Raw genomic sequence first — 18,484 nt, forward strand, 5'->3', positions numbered from 1 at the left:
GGGCACTGCTCGTCTACCGTGGCGGGCATGGCAGTTCGACGCGTCGCCGTCATCGGGGCCGGCATGTCCGGCGCTGCGTGCGCGCAAGCGCTCAGCCAGCGCGGGATCGCGGTCGACATGTTCGAAAGGGGCCGCACAGGCGGCGGGCGGATGTCGTCGCCGACGGTGCACGAACGCCGCGTCGATCTGGGTGCGGCGTATCTGACCGCCAAGGACGAGTCCTTCGCCGCGTTGGTCGACGACTGGGTGCGCCGCGGGCTTGCCCGTCCGTGGACGGACACGTTCGACGTCGTGTCGCCCAGCGGGCGCGACGTCACCTCGGGGCCGGTGCGTTACGCGGCCGCGCACGGATTGCGTTCTCTGGTCAAGGATCTGCTACCTGATGAGGTCCGCTACGACTCGCAGACCGGCTCAATGAACGTCCTCGACCATGACGCCGTGGTGCTGGCAATGCCCGATCCGCAGGCCGCCCGGCTGATTCCCGACGCGTTCGAATGGGTGGACTACGAGCCCGTGATCGCGGTCGCCGCCGGGTGGACCGAGCGGTGCTGGGATGTCAGTGACGCAGCATTCGTCAACGATGATCCCGACATCTCCTTCATCGCTGACGACGGAGCACGTCGCGGTGACGGGGCGCCCGTGCTCGTCGTCCACACCACCGCCGACCGGGCACGCCGCCACCTCGACCGACCCGACGACGCCGTGGCGCCGGTGTTGAACGCGGCGCGCCGGCTCCTCGGCGTGGCGGCCGAACCGATGTACGCACACGTTCACCGATGGACATTCGCCAAGCCGGTCGGCACCCACGGCGACGACGCGTACGGCCTGCTCCCCGGCGACCGCCCGGTGGGCGTGTGCGGCGACGCGTGGTGCCCGTCGGGTGCCCCGCGGGTGGAGTCGGCGTGGCTGTCAGGACGGCGGTTGGCCGGCGCGATCGCCGACGTGCTGTCCTGAACTACCGCGCGACGGCGTCGGCTGCGGCGTCGTCGTGACCGGCCGTCATCACCCACCGGATGCCTCCGACGAGCGCCCGCCCCGACCACCGCACGGCCGTGGCCTCGACGGGCGGTAGGTAGGGCAGCCGCAGCGGCAGCCGAGCCCATGCCGGCAGCATCGCCACCGACGTCGCGGCGACCACACCGTAGGGGGCGCGCGCCGGCAGCGGCAGCGGCGGGGTCAGCAACAGGAACCGGGCGGCGTCGCGAGCTTCCCGCGTCCCCCGCAACTCGGGCCGGAACGCGTCGATCCGCTCCCGCAACTCGGCTTCGGTGCGCGGCGGATCCTGCACCCCGAGCGCTTCGGCGACGCGGGCAGTGTCGGCGACGTACCCGTCGCGACCGCTCTGGTCGAGGGGGTTCGCGCCGTAGAGCTGGTGGGCCAGCAGGAAGCTGTCGATCTCGGCGATGTGCACCCACTCGAGCAGATGCGGGTCGGAGGCCTCGTAGCGTCTGCCGTCCGGCGCGACACCATGGACGCGGCGATGAATGCCACGCACCTTGTCCACGGCGCGCTGCGCGTCGGCGGCCGGGCCGAAGGTCGTCACGGCCAGGAACGTGCTGGTGCGCTGCAGACGTCCCCACGGGTCGCCGCGGTAGTCGGAGTGTTCGGCGACGCCGGCCATCGCCAGCGGATGCAGCGATTGCAGCAAAAGGGCGCGCAACCCGCCGACGAACATTGACGCATCGGCATGAACGCGGCGGATGGGGCGGTCATCGGCGAACCAGCGCGGGCCGGGCGTGCCGTGGATCCGGGCCCGGTTGTCCGGCCCGTCAGGTCCGGCGACCATGCCGAACAGCGCGCGGCCCACGCCGCTTCGGATCGCCTGCATCTCTCGCGCCAACAGCATGGCTACCACGGTACGTGCGCGTCGTTGACCAGTAGGACATCCGGACAGCCACGCCTGGTGCATGGCCGGCTCGCGGGGGACTTTGGTAGACACGGGTCTCGTGCGGAAGTGGGCAGTCGGAACGTCAATCGGGCTGGTGGTGTTACTCGTGGCTACGTTCGGTACGTACACCCTGGCGAAGTCCCGGACGTTTCAGCTGACGGGCGAGATCGTCAGCCGTGTGGATACTGCCCAGAAGGTGGTTGCCCTCACCTTTGACGACGGCCCCACCGAGTGGGCACCGGAAATTCTGCGCATGCTGGCAGAAGCCGCCGTCCCGGCGACGTTCTACCTCAACGGTGCGGAACTGGATCGGCACCCCGATCACGGAGCCGCTATTGCTCGCGCCGGTCATGAGATCGGCAACCACACTTACACCCACCGTCGCATGGTCCTGGTGTCAGCCGGAGCCGTTGCGGAGGAGGTCGAACGCACTGACGCGGCGATAGCGCGTACCGGCTATCAGGGTCCGGTCACGTTCCGCCCGCCCTACGGGAAGAAGCTCTGGACGCTTCCGCACTATCTCAGCGAGAACGAACGAGTAACTGTCACATGGGATGTGGAACCCGATTCTGGCGGCGACCCGACGACCGATCAGATCGTCGCGGACACCACGGCGAATGTGTATCCAGGATCGATCATCTTGTTGCACGTGATGGCCGACAGCCGCTCTAACTCACGCGCCGCTGTACCACAGATTGTCGACCGGTTGCAGTCGGCCGGCTACCGTTTCGTCACCGTCAGCCAACTTCTGGGTCTGCGCGGATCCGGCACCAAGGCGCCCTAGTCCGGCTTACTGGCGGGATCGAATGTCGTCGACGGCCGTCGTGGCCTGGTAGCCCAACTCATTCGGACACCGTCACACCGCGGTCGCGCCGCCATCGACGGTGAGAATGGCCCCGTGGATGTTCGCTGCGTGCGGACCGGCGAGAAACGCGACGGCAGAAGCCACTTCGTCGATCGTGCTCATCCGGTTCGACGGCACGCGGGCCAGCACGGGCGCGAGCGCGTCGCCGAACTCCGCGACTCGCTCGGTCGCGATCGGTCCGGGCGCGACTGCGTTCACCCGGACACCGGACGGGCCGTACTCGGCCGCCCACGCCTTCGTCAACATGTGGACGCTCGCTTTGGTCGCGCCGTACAGCGCCGATCCCGCTGCCCCAAAAATTCCCGAAATGGAGCCAATGTTGACGATCGCCCCGTCGCCACGTCCGACCATTGCCGGGGCGATGAGCCCGGTCAGGAGGAACGGCGTGGTGACGCTGACCGCGAACGCCGCAGTGATCTCGTCCGCGGTGACGTCGGCGGTCGCGGTGGGAAATACAAGGGTGGCGACATTGTTGACCAGGATGTCGAGCGCGCCGCCCGCAGCGTCAACGGCCCCGGCGGCGAGGTCAGCCACCGCCTGAGGCCCCTGCGCGAAGTCCACGCCGATGAAATCTGCCTGGCCGCCGCGAGATTCGATCCGGGCGACGACCTCCTCACCGCGTTCGCGGGTCCGTCCGGTGACCACGACGTGGGCCCCGGCACTCGCGAGCTCGGTGGCTATGCCTGCTCCGAGCCCCGACGTCGATCCGGTAACCAACGCCGTGCGACCGGCCAATGGTGTGGGTGATGTGGTCATGGTGTCCTCACTGTCGGGTGACATCGGTTATCGCCGAGGCGAATTCGCTCGGAGCCTCCTGTGGCACGTTGTGGCCGATACCATCGAGCACACGGTGCTGGTACTTGCCCGAGTAGAACCGGCGATATGACGCGCCGTCTTTGGCGGCCCCATCGAAATCGGAGCCGATCGTGATCGTCGGCACCGTGATGGCCGGCCTGTCGGCAAGCCGTTGCTCGTCGGCGTCGTAGCGCGCTTCGCCCTCGGCCAGGCTCAGTCGCCAGCGATAGTTGTGGATGACGATGTCGACGTGGTCGGGGTTGTCGAACGCGGCGGCGGACAGGTCATAGGCGACGTCGTCGAATTGCCAGAGCGGAGAGGCACTCTGCCAAATCAGCCGGTTGAATTGTGCGGTGTTGCGGCGGTAGCCGAGTTCACCGCGCGGGGTCGCGAAGTAGTACTGGTACCACCAGCCGTGTTCAGCCTCGGGTGTCAGCGGGGCGAGGTTCGCCGTCCGATTGACGATGATGTAGCCGCTCACCGCGACCAGTCCCGCGCAGCGTTGCGGCCACAGTGCAGCGACGATGTTGGCGGTCCGGCCGCCCCAGTCGTACCCGCCGAGGATGGCGCGCGGGATGCGCAACGCATCCATCAGCGCGATCACATCGCGGGCGAGAGCGGCCTGCTGGCCGTTGCGCATCGCACTGTCTGAACGGAACCGGGTGGTGCGGAAGCCGCGAAGATACGGGATGACGACCCGGTAACCCTGCCCGGCAAGAAGAGTGGCCGAGTCCGCATAGCTGTGAATGTCGTAGGGCCATCCGTGAAGCAGGATGACGGGTTGGCCGTCGCGTGGACCGATGTCGACGTAGCCGACATCAAGGTCGCCCGCGGCGATCTGATGCACGGGACCGATCTCGTGGGTCGGAGAGGGCGGCGGTTTTCCGGGAGCTGGTCCGCTGGTTGCCTGTGGCGGTGAGCAGGCCGCAAGAGTCGCGGTGCCCGCCGCGGCCGCGGTGGCCAGCAGCCCGAATCGCCGTCTGCTGAAGGTGCGTGCCTCATGCATGGCTCCATTCGAGCCGTCCAACGGCATCAAGTCCAACGATCAATTTTGATCCTTTGCATCTATTCTGTAGATGTGGAGTTTCGTCAACTTGAGCAGTTCCTCGCGGTTGCCGCGGAGATGAGCTTCACGCGCGCAGCCGAGCGGGCACACGTGGTGCAGTCCGCGTTGTCGACGTCGGTGGGCAAGCTCGAGCGTGAACTCGGCGTCGCGCTGTTCGATCGGTCCCGCCAGCAGATCCGACTCACGCCCGCCGGTGAGCGCTTTCGAGGTCATGCGCTGACGGTCCTGCAGGCGAGCAGAGCAGCCGTGGATTCGGTAAGCGAGTTCCGCGGATCGCTCACCGGTACAGTCGAATTCGGCTCGCTGATCTCCTTTGGTCCGCTCGACGTGGCGGGAGCACTCGGGGAGTTCCACCGAGCACATCCGCGAGTCCGACTCAGTCTGCGGCTCAGCCAATCTGGCGCCTCGAGCTACCTGTCGGCGCTCGTGGAGGGTTCTCTTGACGTCGCGTTGGTCTCGGTGCCTGAGCGCTTTCCGGCGGCACTGGACATGCGTCTGCTGTTCGAGGATCCGCTGGTCTTCGTCTGCCGCGAGGACCACGCGTTGGCAGGCCATCGACGGGTGTCCGTGCGCGATCTCGTCGAGGAAGATCTGATCGGATTCCCGCCGGGCTTCGGATTGCGGCGCTTGGTCGACGACGCCTTTCATGCCGACGGGGTGCGCGCGCGGACGCAGTATGAAGTCCCAGCCGGGTTCGTCGCTGTCGCCGAATTGCTGGCCAGCGGGCTGGGAACGGCGTTCATGCCACAGTCGGAGGCGGCACGATTTTCGACATTGCGGGCCATCGAGTTGACGGCACCGGTGACGTGGCAGGTCTATCTCGCGTCACCGCCGGCTGACCGCTTGGCGCCGGCTGCACAGCTGCTGCGGCAAGCACTGCTCGATGCGGCGAGGTTGGCGTGAGGAGCGGTCGTCAGATGCGGTCGACCTTCTCCACGAACACCGGAACAGTCGCGCTGCCTCCGCCCTCGATGCTGGCGATGAGTACCACACGGCCCGTCGCCTGGGCGGTCAGCCCGAAGTCACTGATCCAGAAATGATTCTCTCCCTGCAGAGTTGATCCGGGAATCTCTTGGTTCCCGAGGACGATGACGTCGCCGTTGGAGGAGACGACCTCCAACTTCATGCGGTAGGGCCTGCCTTCGTCGTCCGGCCCGGCCTGCATCAGCGTCACCAAACTCAGCGGCATGGCCAGCTGATCGCCGTTCTCGTTGGTCAGGCCCACCGCCGGCGCCCTCACGAGGTCGAGCACACCGCCGGTCACGTTGAGCTTGCCGTCGACGATCTCCGCGTGCTCGGCCAGAAAGGCGCCAGTGATCTGCATGCCTCCGAGGGTAGACACTCACGCTGAGGGTCGAGGCTGGCGAACCTTTGCTACCTGCACATCAGGCAAGCCCTTCCTGATTCGCCTGACGTCTCAAGCCGCCTCAGGCCGCGGCGTCGCTGCTTGCCGAACCAGCGGACTCGACGTCGGTGTCGGTGTCGCTGTCGGTGTCGGTGTCGGTGTCGGTGTCGGCGTCAGAACCCTGGACCGAATCGGTGCTGCCCTGGCCACCGCTGATGGTTGCGCTGTCGCCTTGCCCCTTGTCCTCGCTGGACACGGATGAGCCACTTTCGATCGGATCGCGCTTGGACTTCTCCGTGGTGGCCGGCGGGTCATCAGTGGAAGCGAGTGTGTAATCGGCGGCGGCGGCTTCGTTCTCGACGACTTCCGAGTCCCCATCCGTTGCGTCGACCCGCACGACGGTCGCGTCCTCATGTACGACGGTCGCGTCCGTGGACCCCGCGAAGTCCGTCGTCGAGTCCGAGGTGGCGCCGCCATCCGGAATCGCGGCAACGGGTACTGCATCCGTGTCCATCTCAACCGGCGGAGCCAGGTAAGGCGTCGGCTCACCGTAGGGGTCGACATCCCCGGTATAGACCGGCGGCCCGCCGACCCCAAAGGGGCTGGTCTCAACCGCGGTATGGAACGGCCGGCAGTCGGGGTTTCCGGTTATATGGCTGATCGCGTCGTCCCACCCGGTGGGTATCGCCGCGACGAAGTTCAGCGCCGCGCGAAGCAGATTCGGGACGTAGAAGAAATCGGCCGCTATCGGTTGCCCCGGGTTGATCGTTCTGTCGTAACCCATTTCGACCAGCACCCGCACTGCCGGATCAAGGGCGATCGCCAAGGGTGTCCCCACGACCGGCACCCACGTCAGCGGCACCAGAAGCGGAGTGATCGGCGCCGGAATCAGGTAGTAGGTACTGTCCTGATATTGCCCTTGCAGTTGAGGAGATTCAGTATCGAAGTAGTTGGGGTGCAACAAGACTGTCCCCATGAGGGCATTCAGATCGGCCAGCAGGTTCACAGGATTGGTGGGAAAGTCGGCCCAGCCGTCGTATTGGCGTGCGATATCGACGGTCAGCAGCGGTCTCGGCTGCGGCGAGAAGGTAGGCGTCGCACCGTTGAAGGTGATGCCCAGCAGCGGAATGAACGCACCGACGAAGCGTTGGAGGATACCGCCGTTGGGCCGGTTGGGGTTGGCCACCATTACGAAGCTGACGGTGGAAGCGACCGGGTGTGCAATCAGACTGAGTTTCTGATTCCCTGCCACGGTGGCGCTTTGGGAGTATCCGTAGATCACGTAGGTGTCGTCGACTGCAGTACGGGATTCGGTTTCGACATATGGCGAGAACGTGACTGTGCAGTCGAGGCCCTGAATGCATGCATTGAGGTTGGCCTGACCGACGGCCACGGACTCATCAAAGGTCATGTCGAAAAGCCCAGTCACCAAACGGATCTCCTCCGGGGTGCGAACGGCGACGAGAGTGCAGTCGGCGCCACAGAGACCGCTCGGTGCGATGTAGGCATTGTCGGCGGCGGTGACATAACGGGAAATGAAGTCAGGGGTGTCTTCTGGGACGCTCAAAGGGTGCGAGTTGCCGCCCATGATGAGTGCGGTGCCGGCAGCCGCCAACGCCGCCACGTAGAGGGACCCCCACGCGACCCATGCAGTGACGAACACAGACATCAACACCCGCGCCGCAGAGCGCCATCGTCGTCGCATGATGCACCCCGCTCACGGCAAAGATCTTGATACCTGACGCGAGTTTGCCCAGGCTGCAAGCCGCCGCAAAGAGACTTTGGTCCTCACTGTCGGACTGCCGCCTTCACTCGCGTCGAATCAGGCACCCGCTGCCACACTGCTACAGCTGCTAAATCCCCGATGCATCCGCGAAGGTCGCGGCCCAAATCCACAGCCGTCAGGCCGCTTGGTTGTCGGGTGGTGCGGGTCCACCGGGTTCACCGGGGTCATCGGTGCGGCGCGGGGTAACGGCTTCGGCGTCGTCGACCCGATCACCGTCAGCGGATGTCGTCGCTTCACCGGCGTCGTTGGCGCCGTGGGCTTCTGATTCATCCGGTGGGCGCAGTAGGCGTTCTGGGTGGTGGTAGTTGTTGATGCGGGCGTGGCCGGTGTCGAGGTCAGGTGGTGGGATCCATTCGACTTCATGGCGCTCATTCATGCGGGTATCCCAGCCGCCGGCACGGTCGACGCTGCGGTTGTCGGGCCCGCACGCCAGGCCCATCTCATTGACATTGGTGTTGCCGCCATCAACCCAGTCGGTGACGACGTGGTGGACCTGGGTGCCGTAGGCCCCGACGGTGCAGCCGGGTTTGGTGCAGCCGCCATCGCGAGAGATGAGCATGATCCGCTGCGCCGGTGAGGCGATGCGTTTGGCGCGGAACAACTCCAGCGCTGAGCCGGTGGCCTTGTCGAAGACCGCCAGCGCGTGGTGGGCATGGGCGCCCATGCGCACCACATCAGCGATCGGCACGACGGTGCCACCACCGCTGACACCGACACCGGCGCGGGACTCCAGATCTTGCAGTGTGGTGCGGATGATGATCATGACCGGCAAGCCGTTGAGCTGACCGAGTTCTTCACTCATCAGCGCGATCCGCCCCACCGCGACGATCGCATCGTGGTGGCGCTGGGCCAGGCTGCGGTGATCGTTGTCGATCTGCTCTTGGGTGGGGGTGCCCGAGGTACACGGCTGGGGATCGGCCGGGTTGCACATTCCCGGGGCGGCCAAGCGAGCCAGCAGCGGCTCCCACACCGCCCGCGCCTCGGGGGTCAGGTCGGCGACAAGGTGGGTCATGCCATCGGCGCCCTGTTTTCCCATCGTCAATCCGCGCCTGCGGTCGCGTTCGGCGTCATCGGGTTCGGGACCGTCTTGATCGAGCAGGAACAACATTCGCTCGGCGCAATCTTTGAGTTCCTTGGGGCCGTTGCCGACTGCGGTGCGCACCAGTTCGACCTCGAATTGGTCGCGGGTGAGGTCATCGACGAAACCAGGAAGTTTGTTGACTGCTTTGCGGATCACCTCGACATGCTCGGCGGTGATCAGACCCAGACTTTGCGCGACCGCGGTGGCGTGCAGCACCGGAGGCAGTGGTGGCCCGGTCAACGACGGTCGCGGCGCCAACAAAGCGGCGTCAGTCAGTCGACGGTTGGCCTCCGAGGTGGAAATCCGCCAGCGCACGGCCAGAACTTCTCGCCAATTCTTGGCGCCCATCGCCTGCGGGGTCGTCTCAGTCTGCAACCGCGTCAGCAGACGATGCGCCACCGAGGGCAGCTGACACGACAGTGTTTCCAATTCATCGAGAGCACCCAGGAGCTCAGCACGGTCGAGCAGATCGATATCGCAGGAAGCAACGCAGTCGAAGGCGGCACGCAGCGCCGAAACCGCGGCCGCCATATCGCCTTTCGACATAATTCGAACATACATTCGACCACCGACAAATTTGGTTCTCGCACGTCGTTCCAGGCCCGAGTCTTGTCAGTCTCAGCAGGAGCCGGATCGATACCTACGCACGTAGCGCACCAGACCCGACACGGGCACCGGGCGGGGCCAGTCGTCGGCGCGGAAGAAGGCATCCGTTCCGCCGTCGACGAACACGACGCTGCCGCACAGGAAATCCGCCGCGTCCGAGAGCATGAACACCACCCAGTCGGCGAGCTGGCCGGCATCGCCGTACCCGCCGGTCGGCACTGGGAACGATTCCACGAACTTGGCCTGCTCCCCCGACGAGAGCTGTTCCTGAAGTAGAGGTGTCATGACGGCTCCGGGAGCCAACGCGTTGAGTCGGATACCGGCGCCAGCCCATTCGGGTCGCACCGCCTGACGCCGCACCCACCGGCTGACGGCGATCTTGGAGGCGGCGTAGGCCATCACGGGCGCGCGGCTGCCGAACACGCGGACCCAGCGCAAAGCCCGGTCGGGGTCGTCGGCGAGCAGCGCCCGGACAGCACGCGCAGGCACCAGCGGAACCGTGGTGGTGGAGTTGCTGGAAAAGACCACCACCTTTGCGCCGTCGGCGCCCGCCAGCGCCGGGCGCCATGCCGTCAGCAAGTCCACCACGCCCAGATAGTTGACCTGCACAATGGATTTCGCCCGTCCCTGACCAAGGCTGGGGCCCAAGCCGGCGGCCATGACGGCGCCATCGAGGCGGCCGCCCGAGGCCAGCAGCACCTCTTCGGCGGCGACCTGACGACCACGCTCATCTGACAGATCGGCGACGATGTCGGCATCCGCGCGGTCCACACCGAGCACCACGTGACCGTCACCGCGCAGCTTGCGTGCCGCAGCGCGGCCCATCCCGGACGCAGAACCGGTGACCACATAGACACCCATGAACGCGACTCCTTTCCTCCCGTAACCAGCGCGGATCCTGCCGTACTCAGCGCGACGCGGCGACGGCGCTCTCCAACTCCGATAACGCGCGCTCGGTCAGCGCCACCAGTGACGCCAGATCCGGCATCACAGTGCGCCCCGAGACGTAACCGATGGTGACCCGGTCGGAGTAGTTGCAGGCCGTCACGTTCAGGGCCTGGCCGTCGATGGCCACCGAGACAGGATAGATCTCGTCGAGATGCGCTCCGTTCCAATACATGTCGCAGCGCGGCCCGGGGACGTTAGACAACGACACGTTGTAACCTCGGCGGAGCCGGGTCCCGAACGGGACACCGGGCAACAGGACCGTCGGTGCGATGCTGAGCGCCCGCAGCAGACTCGTCACATCGGCCCCCAGGGTCGTGACCTCATACTTGGCCCGCGACATCACCCGGTGCACCAGGGCGAGGCGTTCGGCTGGGTCGGCGACGTCGGTACCCAGCGGACACAGCTGCAGCCCGAACAGGTTGGCCTTACTGTCGGACCGTGAACCGGCGTCACGGCGCCGTACCGTCACCGGGCAGATCGCCACCAGCGACTCGGCCGGAAGTTCGGCATGGGCGGACAGCCACTCGCGAAGCACGCCGCCGGTCACGGCGGTCAGCACATCGTTGCCGGTAACTCCCGCGGCCTCCTGCACGGCTCGTATTCGTGCTTTCGGCCAGGAGGCGCCGGTGCAGACGCGTTCGCGGCCCACCCGCCCGTTGAACCGCGTGTAGGGAGCGCTCAATGGCGCCACGGCCGTTCCCGTCGTCAGGCCCGCGGCGAGCTCGGACAATTCGGCCACTGCGAGCTTGCCGGCGAAGCCGAGCGCGGTGCCCACACCGGCCAGCACTGCCCGCGCTCCGTCGACCGGGTTGACCGACCGGCGGTGCGGAGCGGCAGCAGGTGGGGTCCGAGGTGTGGCGGCCACCGCGTACGGCGGCCGCATCGACCTTCGGCCGGGGTCGGTGGACAGCGCGGCGGTGATGAGCTGTAGTCCGGCCACCCCATCGACCACGGTGTGGTGGACTTTGACGTAGAGCGCGAACCGGTCGCGGGCGAGCCCATCGATGAGGTACGTCATCCACATCGGCCGGGACCGGTCCAGCGGATCGCTGTGCAGCTCACTCACCAGCTGCCACAGCGCATCGTCGTCGGCGCCGGCGGGCAGGGTGCGGCGCTGGAGGTGGTGGGCAACGTCGATGTGGGTATCGGTGCGCCACATCCAGATTCCCGCGGTGTCCAGACCGACGTGCGTATGCCGCCGAAACCGCGGATCGAGTTCGTAGCGTTGCTGCAGCGCTTCCCGGTAGAGCTCGTCGACGTAACCGGGGGCGGCGTCCGGGGGCGGCGAAAGGATCAGCAGCGCTGCAGCGTGCAGCGGATCGGAGAGCAACTCCGCCGTGATCATCGCCGCGTCCAGCGGCGCCAGCGGGTCCATGGGCACCAACCCCTCGCTATCTGCTTGCGCGCCATCGTCATCGGGGTTCGACCAGCCGCACAAGTGTCGCCCGGCCTACGAGTTCGGGGACCTTCGTCCCTAGGCTCTAGAGGATCGGCGCGATTAGCGTCGGCCGCCATGGCGCAAGGCGACGGCGGCCGCGAACCGGCTGCTGGTGGCGGGCACGTGACCTCACCACCGTCTCCGCTCGATCACGCGGTGCGCGCGCTTGGGCGGGCGGGCCGCTTCTACGCGCGGTCCTGGCGAGGTTATCTCGGCGACCGGCCCGACGATCTTCCGTTGGCCCGTCCCACGCCCGCGCTGGCGTTACAGGCGCTGCGGGATGAAGTGGTGCTGATCGGCTTTCGGCTGATGCGGCCTTTGGGCGATGTCGAGGCGTTCGAGCATCTTCGCGGAGAGGTGCAGGAAGCGATCGAGTTCTACACCGCGCAGGGCTTCCTGCAGCAGCCGGAACGGTTCTTCGAAGCTCCGCCGCCGCTGCTGGAGGCGACGGTGCGGCCGGTGCAAACCCGGAACCGCGCCTACCACCGCATCGGATTCGACAGCGGGTTCGCGCCGCGGTCCGGCGAACCCGGGCGGGACCGCTGGCTAGAATACACCGCCAATCGACGCGGCTATGCCCTGATGCTCAGACACAGCAGTCCGCGCCCCTGGCTGGTGTGTGTGCACGGAGCGTTGATGGGGCGCGGCTGGCTCGATCTGACCCTGTTCCGGGCGTGGCATCTGCACGAAGACCTTGGCCTGAATGTGGTGCTTCCGGTGCTGCCGCTGCACGGACCCCGCGCACGTGACTTGCCCTCGGGCGTCGCGTTTCCGGGACAGGACGTGCTTGACAACGTCCACGCCACAGCGCAGGCCGTGTGGGACATCCGCCGGCTGCTGTCGTGGATTCGGATGCAGGAACCTGACTCCAGGATCGGGCTGAACAGCATCTCACTCGGCGGACTGGTCACCGCGCTGACCGCCAGCCTGGAAGACGGCCTCAGTTGCGCCATTCTGGGTGTCCCTGTGGCGGATCTGACCACGCTGCTCGGTCGCCACGCGGGCATCGGTCGCGCCGACCCGCGCCGCGGCACCGTGGAAGAGGCTGCGCCGCTGGGGCCGATGGTCTCACCCCTAGCGCTTCAGCCGCGAGTGCCGATGCGCGGTCGCTTCATCTACGCGGGTGTGGCCGATCAGTTGGTGCACCCGCGCGAACAGGTGATCCGACTCTGGGAGCACTGGGGCAGGCCCGAAATCGTCTGGTATCAGGGTGGCCACACCGGGTTCTTCCAGTCGCGACCGGTCCAGCAAGCGATCGATTCGGCGTTGGTCCAGTCCGGGCTCGTCAACAGCTGACGTGCTCGTGCATCAGCGTGACGCCCAGGCGCGCGGTGTCGATCGTTCCCCGCGCAGTATTCAGAGGCGCCACCCGTCCGATGCCAAAGCGAGCGTCGCGCGGCCTCGCCGAAGGCCGGCGGTGGACGCAATCCAGTGACTGGGCCTGGTGTGGACCTTCGGCCCTACGTCCCTACGTTCGTGGTTATTAGCGTCAAACCGGTTTCGCATCGACGGGGCCTCCGACCAGCCCTCTACAGCACAACGTAGTGAGAGGAGCCGATCATGAAGTTCTTGGTGTCATGGACACTGCCGCACGGTGATTCCTACAAGGCCGCGGTCGAGCGATTTCTCGAAACCGGTGGTTCCCCGCCTGCTGGCGCGAAACTGACCGGGCGCTGGCATGGCTTGCAACGGTAAGGGCTTCGCCGTAGCGGAGAGCGACGATCCGAAGGCGATCTTGCATTGGATGACGGAGTGGTACGGCCTCATGACGATCGAGGCCACCCCCCTCGTTGAAGACGCGGACGGGGCGGCGGTGCTCAAGTCACTGTATGGCTAGCCACCGCACCCATCGGGGTCGGTGGGTCGCGGTGCTGGCCGTCCTGGCCCTGACCGGCTGTCAATCGACGAGCGAGACGAGCCCGACTGCCGCGCCATCGGTAACCGCTCCGCCATCTGCGACCACCAGCCCGATGGGGGTCACGCCGACAGACGCGCTGTTCTACAGCACGGGTGGGTCGTTGTACGTCAGCGAACCCACGGGCGCCCCTGGCCGAAAGCTGACGGACGGACCCGTGGACAGCCAGCCGGCGCCCTCTCCCGATCTGTCGCGACTGGCCTTCGTCCGCAAGGCGTCGGCCGCCGACTACGGCGGCGAGCTGTGGGTCGTCGAGCTGACGCCGCAACTCGCACCCGCCGGGCCGCCTCGGCGGCTGGTGGACCCTGCCGGCCTCACGCGCGGCGGCGCCGATGTGTCGCCACCGATGGTCGCGAGTCCCCGGTGGTCGCCTACGGGACGGCACATCGCCTTCGTCGACAATCCGACCGGCGGGACGGTGGACGGCGGAATCCTCACGGTGGCGGACGCCGGCACCGGCGCTCTCCTGCCTGCCCAAGAGCGGCCGTGGGCCGAGGCCAGCTTCGCGTGGGCGCCCGACGGCGATCACATCGCCTGGATCGATGCCCGCAGTGACGTCGGGCCGGTCGCGGTGAATGTCCTCACCGTCGGCGGCACGTCCTCAGCCGTCGCCACCGGCACGAACGCCTCCTCGGTCACCTATGCCGACGACGGCAGCAGGCTCATCTTCACCAACCCGGACACCACCGATCCCGGCATGTTCCGCGAGAACCCCTTCACGCTCCGCGTCGGCGGCGTCTACTCCGCCTCGGCCTCCGCCGAGGGCTCTGTTGCAAAAATCGTGAAGCTTGAGCATGCTTGGCGGAGATTGGACGGACGGAACGATGACGGATTTCAAGTGGCGCCATTTCCAGGGTGATGTGATCCTGTGGGCGGTGCGCTGGTATTGTCGCTATCCGATCAGCTATCGCGACCTTGAGGAAATGCTGGCGGAACGCGGCATTTCGGTCGACCATACGACGATCTATCGCTGGGTCCAGTGCTACGCCCCGGAGATGGAGAAGCGGCTGCGCTGGTTCTGGCGGCGTGGCTTTGATCCGAGCTGGCGCCTGGATGAAACCTACGTCAAGGTGCGGGGCAAGTGGACCTACCTGTACCGGGCAGTCGACAAGCGGGGCGACACGATCGATTTCTACCTGTCGCCGACCCGCAGCGCCAAGGCAGCGAAGCGGTTCCTGGGCAAGGCCCTGCGAGGCCTGAAGCACTGGGAAAAGCCTGCCACGCTCAATACCGACAAAGCGCCGAGCTATGGTGCAGCGATCACCGAATTGAAGCGCGAAGGAAAGCTGGACCGGGAGACGGCCCACCGGCAGGTGAAGTATCTCAATAACGTGATCGAGGCCGATCACGGAAAGCTCAAGATACTGATCAAGCCGGTGCGCGGTTTCAAATCGATCCCCACGGCCTATGCCACGATCAAGGGATTCGAAGTCATGCGAGCCCTGCGCAAAGGACAGGCTCGCCCCTGGTGCCTGCAGCCCGGCATCAGGGGCGAGGTGCGCCTTGTGGAGAGAGCTTTTGGCATTGGGCCCTCGGCGCTGACGGAGGCCATGGGCATGCTCAACCACCATTTCGCAGCAGCCGCCTGATCGGCGCAGAGCGACAGCCTACCTCTGACTGCCGCCAATCTTTGCAACAGAGCCAGCTTTTGGCATTGGGCCCTCGGCGCTGACGGAGGCCATGGGCATGCTCAACCACCATTTCGCAGCAGCCGCCTGATCGGCGCAGAGCGACAGCCTACCTCTGACTGCCGCCAATCTTTGCAACAGAGCCAGCTTTTGGCATTGGGCCCTCGGCGCTGACGGAGGCCATGGGCATGCTCAACCACCATTTCGCAGCAGCCGCCTGATCGGCGCAGAGCGACAGCCTACCTCTGACTGCCGCCAATCTTTGCAACAGAGCCCTGGAGTGTGCGCTGAGCTGGCCAATCGTGGCGTCAAAGACGTCCTCATCGCCTGTGTGGATGGGCTGACCGGCTTCGGCGACGCGATTGCCGCGACGTGGCCGCAGACCATCGTGCAAACCTGCACGGTGCATCTCCTTCGGTCGTCGATGCGTTTTGTTGCCTACGGCGATCGCAAACAGGTGGCCTCTGCGTTGCGCCTCATTTACACCGCGCCCACCATCGATGCCGCGGAAATCGCTCTGCACGAGTTCGCCGCGTCCGCTTGGGGGAAGAAGTACCCGACTACGGTTCGGGCCTGGGAGGCAGCCTGGGAACGCTTCATTCCGTTTCTGTCGTTCCCGCCGGCCGTCCGCAAAATTATCTACACCACCAACGCCATCGAGTCGCTGAACTATCAACTCCGCAAGATCATCAAGAATCGTGGTCATTTCCCGAATGATCAAGCGGCAGTGAAGCTTTTGTGGCTTGCGATCTGCGATATCGAAGACAAACGCTCCCGAGAACGCGTTCGTCACCGCGACCGAACGACGCCCCAGCGGTACAAGCAAAGTAACCGTCTCGTCGAAGGCGCCATCGTCACTGGGTGGAAGCACGCACTAGGCGCCCTGGTCCTGGCCTACCCAGACCGACTAGAGCCATACATCTACTAACCAACGTACTAACCAACGCGGCTCATACACAAAAGTCTTGACAAGCTCGCTCACAGGCATGCTGGGCCAACTGGGCCTCGACATTCTCCCGGGTCTGGAAGTCCACGAACCCGGGCAGCTCACGGAAGAACCACCGCAGATGCTTGATGTGCTCGGCGCCGATCAACCCCTGCGCCTGACCGCGGGCAAACCCCGGCATCGTGGGCGCCAGCGGTTCACCGGTCAGCGAGGTCCGCGGCCCGAACAGTGCCGCCTCGTCCAACCGCCGGTGCGCCTCCGAGGTGGAGATCCGCAACCGCTGCGACAACACCGCGGCGTAATTCTTGGCACCCAAGGCCACCGGTGAACTCTGAGACGTGATCCGCTGATACACCCGATGATCGAGCACCGGCTGCGCACGAGCGATAGCTTCACGACGCTGCTGCATATCCAACAACTCGGCATCGGTGAACGCGTCGATGGACAGCCGATTCATCTGCGCGGTCAGCTCTTCGATCTGGGCCAGGGCAGCCAGCATCGCCTCCCTGTCTGCGACTGCCGAGCTACCCATGTCTCGAACATACGTGCGACCACCGACAAGAAACCCAACGCTGTGGCGTCAGATACTGATGTGAAACAGGGGTTTTCACCCCCCGTCGACACTGCACTCACCGCGACCGCCACTCGCACTTCTTCGCGCTCAGTGCAGTGTCAACGATGGATCATTCGACGATGCGGAGCGCTCCAGAGGGGCAGAGCTGCACGGCTTTCCGCGCGTTGTCCTGCTCGGCTGGGGGCACGTCCTCGACCAGCAGTACCACGATGCCGTCGTCGTCCTGGTCGAAGACCGCCTCGCTGTTCATCACACAGACCCCGGCGCCGATGCAGACGTCGCGGTCGGCGCGCACCCTCACCAGGCCACCTGAAGCGACTGCAGCCCGTAGATGAAGTGGAAGGACCGGAACGCCACGTCGTCGAAGGGTTCGTCGAGGCGCAGGGTCGGGAAGCGTTGCAGCAGAGCCGGAAAAGCGATCTTCATCTCCATCCGGGCCAGCGGTGCGCCCAGGCAGTGATGGACACCGTGGCCGAACGCCAGATGTCCCATCGCGCCGCGGCGGACGTCGAATACCTCCGGGTTGTCGATGAAGCTCGGGTCGCGGTTGCCCGACGGTAGTGAGACGACCACCAGCTGGTGCGCGGGAATCTGCACCCCGGCGATCTCCACCTCGTTGGTGGTGATGCGGGGGATGCCCGAATGCACGATCGACAGCCAGCGCAGCAGCTCCTCCACCGCCGGACTCACCGCATCGGGGTCATCACGCACCAGGGCCAGCTGATCCGGGTGCTGCAGCAACGCCAGGGTGCCGAGGCCGAGCATGTTGGAGGTGGTCTCGTGACCGGCCACCAGTAGCAGGCTGCAGATGCCCACCAGCTCGTCGTCGGTGAGCTCGGATCCATGCTCGCGCACCAGCATTCCGAGCATGTCGTCACCGGGGGAGCGACGTGCGCCGGCCACCAGCGCCTGCATGTAGGCACGCCCGGCGCGCTGCAGCTCGAAGCGTTCCTCGATCGGGATCGACAGGTCGAGCTGGCGGCTGGTGCGGTGCTGGAAATCGTCGCGGTCGTCATACGGCACGCCCAGCAACTCGCAGATCACCAGTGACGGGATGGGCAATGCGATGTCGGTGACGAGATCACTTGGTGGACCGGCCTTTTCCATGGCGTCCAGATGCTGGGTCACGATCTCGGTGATCCGTGGCTCCAGGCGCTTCATCCGGCGGCCGGTGAACTCGCCGGTGAGCATGCGGCGCAACCGGGTGTGCCTGGGTGGGTCCAGGCCCAGCAGGTTGCCGGACTGGGCGGCGCGTTGTTCTTCCTCGGACACCTCGGGTGCCCCGGGTACGACGAACCCTGGCGGGCGCTCATTGGAGAACCGCTCCGGATCGGAGAGCACCGTCTTGATGTCGTCGTGGCGGGTCACCAGGTACACCGGCATGCCGAAAGCGTTGATGACGGTGCGCACCCCCTCGGTCTCGCGGATCTCGCCGAGGGTGGGGATGGGGTCGAAGTCGACACGCTGCATGTGCAGCGGAGGTGAGGCAGGTGCCTGGGTCATGGTGTCGACGGTACGCGCGAGGCGGCTCTGTTGCAAAAATCGTGAAGCTTGAGCATGCTTGGCGGAGATTGGACGGACGGAACGATGACGGATTTCAAGT

General features: G+C 66.0%; 17 protein-coding genes and 4 pseudogenes. 9 read left to right on the forward strand and 12 right to left on the reverse strand.

Annotation, left to right across the window (positions count from 1 at the left end):
* Positions 1-27 precede the first annotated feature (27 nt).
* Complete coding sequence (locus tag AWC12_RS07020) at positions 28-954, forward strand: NAD(P)/FAD-dependent oxidoreductase (RefSeq protein ID WP_085173213.1); 927 nt, start codon at positions 28-30, stop codon at positions 952-954.
* Position 955: 1 nt separating this feature from the next.
* Here AWC12_RS07020 and AWC12_RS07025 read toward each other — a convergent pair whose 3' ends face one another.
* On the reverse strand, positions 956-1,846 hold the full coding sequence (locus tag AWC12_RS07025; RefSeq protein ID WP_207576390.1) for an oxygenase MpaB family protein: 891 nt from the start codon (positions 1,844-1,846) through the stop codon (positions 956-958).
* A 100-nt stretch (positions 1,847-1,946) separates the two neighbouring features.
* On the opposite strand from AWC12_RS07025, the gene AWC12_RS07030 reads away from it, so the two are divergent.
* Positions 1,947-2,672 carry a polysaccharide deacetylase family protein gene (locus tag AWC12_RS07030; RefSeq protein ID WP_085173215.1) on the forward strand — a complete coding sequence of 242 codons (726 nt, stop codon included), beginning with the start codon at positions 1,947-1,949 and terminating at the stop codon, positions 2,670-2,672.
* Positions 2,673-2,744: 72 nt separating this feature from the next.
* Here AWC12_RS07030 and AWC12_RS07035 read toward each other — a convergent pair whose 3' ends face one another.
* Complete coding sequence (locus AWC12_RS07035; protein WP_085173245.1) at positions 2,745-3,509, reverse strand: SDR family NAD(P)-dependent oxidoreductase; 765 nt, start codon at positions 3,507-3,509, stop codon at positions 2,745-2,747.
* A gap of 7 nt (positions 3,510-3,516) precedes the next feature.
* Positions 3,517-4,554, reverse strand: coding sequence for an alpha/beta fold hydrolase (locus AWC12_RS07040; RefSeq protein ID WP_085173247.1), 1,038 nt, complete (start codon positions 4,552-4,554; stop codon positions 3,517-3,519).
* A gap of 72 nt (positions 4,555-4,626) precedes the next feature.
* On the opposite strand from AWC12_RS07040, the gene AWC12_RS07045 reads away from it, so the two are divergent.
* On the forward strand, positions 4,627-5,517 hold the full coding sequence (locus tag AWC12_RS07045) for a LysR family transcriptional regulator (RefSeq protein ID WP_024444569.1): 891 nt from the start codon (positions 4,627-4,629) through the stop codon (positions 5,515-5,517).
* A gap of 10 nt (positions 5,518-5,527) precedes the next feature.
* Here the strand turns inward: AWC12_RS07045 and AWC12_RS07050 are convergent, their stop codons facing one another.
* The 5 genes from AWC12_RS07050 to AWC12_RS07070 form a co-directional block, all read right to left on the reverse strand.
* Positions 5,528-5,938 (reverse strand): hypothetical protein, encoded by a 411-nt coding sequence (locus tag AWC12_RS07050; RefSeq protein WP_085173217.1) that lies wholly within the window; start codon positions 5,936-5,938, stop codon positions 5,528-5,530.
* A gap of 103 nt (positions 5,939-6,041) precedes the next feature.
* Positions 6,042-7,628: a PE-PPE domain-containing protein gene (locus AWC12_RS07055; protein WP_234813864.1), complete on the reverse strand. Its 1,587-nt coding sequence runs from the start codon at positions 7,626-7,628 to the stop codon at positions 6,042-6,044.
* A 232-nt stretch (positions 7,629-7,860) separates the two neighbouring features.
* The gene (locus AWC12_RS07060) at positions 7,861-9,387 is read right to left on the reverse strand and encodes an HNH endonuclease signature motif containing protein (RefSeq protein WP_085173221.1); all 1,527 of its coding nucleotides are present in this window, start codon (positions 9,385-9,387) and stop codon (positions 7,861-7,863) included.
* Between the two features lie 57 nt (positions 9,388-9,444).
* On the reverse strand, positions 9,445-10,293 hold the full coding sequence (locus AWC12_RS07065) for an SDR family oxidoreductase (RefSeq protein WP_085173223.1): 849 nt from the start codon (positions 10,291-10,293) through the stop codon (positions 9,445-9,447).
* A 46-nt stretch (positions 10,294-10,339) separates the two neighbouring features.
* The gene (locus AWC12_RS07070) at positions 10,340-11,755 is read right to left on the reverse strand and encodes a wax ester/triacylglycerol synthase family O-acyltransferase (protein WP_085173225.1); all 1,416 of its coding nucleotides are present in this window, start codon (positions 11,753-11,755) and stop codon (positions 10,340-10,342) included.
* Between the two features lie 138 nt (positions 11,756-11,893).
* Between AWC12_RS07070 and AWC12_RS07075 the strand changes: the two genes are divergently transcribed.
* A complete protein-coding gene (locus AWC12_RS07075) occupies positions 11,894-13,114 on the forward strand; it encodes an alpha/beta hydrolase family protein (protein ID WP_234813865.1) in 1,221 nt (406 codons plus the stop codon).
* On the opposite strand, the pseudogene AWC12_RS31510 reads toward AWC12_RS07075, so the two are convergent.
* Positions 13,113-13,187: pseudogene (locus tag AWC12_RS31510) on the reverse strand (hypothetical protein); the annotation flags it as partial. The gene AWC12_RS07075 and the pseudogene AWC12_RS31510 overlap by 2 nt on opposite strands.
* Positions 13,188-13,378: 191 nt before the next feature.
* Between AWC12_RS31510 and AWC12_RS07080 the strand changes: the two are divergent.
* From AWC12_RS07080 to AWC12_RS07095, 5 genes and pseudogenes are all read left to right on the forward strand, one after another.
* Positions 13,379-13,655 (forward strand): annotated as a pseudogene (locus tag AWC12_RS07080) (DUF3303 domain-containing protein).
* Positions 13,648-14,592: a TolB family protein gene (locus tag AWC12_RS07085; RefSeq protein WP_110808586.1), complete on the forward strand. Its 945-nt coding sequence runs from the start codon at positions 13,648-13,650 to the stop codon at positions 14,590-14,592. The pseudogene AWC12_RS07080 and the gene AWC12_RS07085 overlap by 8 nt, the downstream one beginning before the upstream one ends.
* Positions 14,558-15,322 (forward strand): IS6-like element IS6100 family transposase, encoded by a 765-nt coding sequence (locus tag AWC12_RS07090; protein ID WP_001389365.1) that lies wholly within the window; start codon positions 14,558-14,560, stop codon positions 15,320-15,322. Before AWC12_RS07085 ends, AWC12_RS07090 begins: the two co-directional genes overlap by 35 nt.
* Positions 15,323-15,371: 49 nt before the next feature.
* Positions 15,372-15,452 (forward strand): annotated as a pseudogene (locus tag AWC12_RS32075) (IS6 family transposase); the annotation flags it as partial.
* 189 nt (positions 15,453-15,641) lie between these two features.
* A pseudogene (locus AWC12_RS07095) lies at positions 15,642-16,289 on the forward strand (IS256 family transposase); the annotation flags it as partial.
* Between the two features lie 22 nt (positions 16,290-16,311).
* Here AWC12_RS07095 and AWC12_RS07100 read toward each other — a convergent pair.
* The 3 genes from AWC12_RS07100 to AWC12_RS07110 form a co-directional block, all read right to left on the reverse strand.
* Positions 16,312-16,839: a DUF222 domain-containing protein gene (locus AWC12_RS07100; protein WP_064850776.1), complete on the reverse strand. Its 528-nt coding sequence runs from the start codon at positions 16,837-16,839 to the stop codon at positions 16,312-16,314.
* Positions 16,840-16,990: 151 nt separating this feature from the next.
* Complete coding sequence (locus AWC12_RS07105) at positions 16,991-17,182, reverse strand: ferredoxin (protein ID WP_064850777.1); 192 nt, start codon at positions 17,180-17,182, stop codon at positions 16,991-16,993.
* Positions 17,179-18,384 carry a cytochrome P450 gene (locus AWC12_RS07110; protein WP_064850778.1) on the reverse strand — a complete coding sequence of 402 codons (1,206 nt, stop codon included), beginning with the start codon at positions 18,382-18,384 and terminating at the stop codon, positions 17,179-17,181. The genes AWC12_RS07105 and AWC12_RS07110 overlap by 4 nt, the downstream gene beginning before the upstream one ends.
* Between the last annotated feature and the right edge of the window lie 100 nt (positions 18,385-18,484).

Source organism: Mycolicibacterium iranicum (assembly GCF_002101705.1).
GTDB classification, from domain to species: domain Bacteria; phylum Actinomycetota; class Actinomycetes; order Mycobacteriales; family Mycobacteriaceae; genus Mycobacterium; species Mycobacterium iranicum.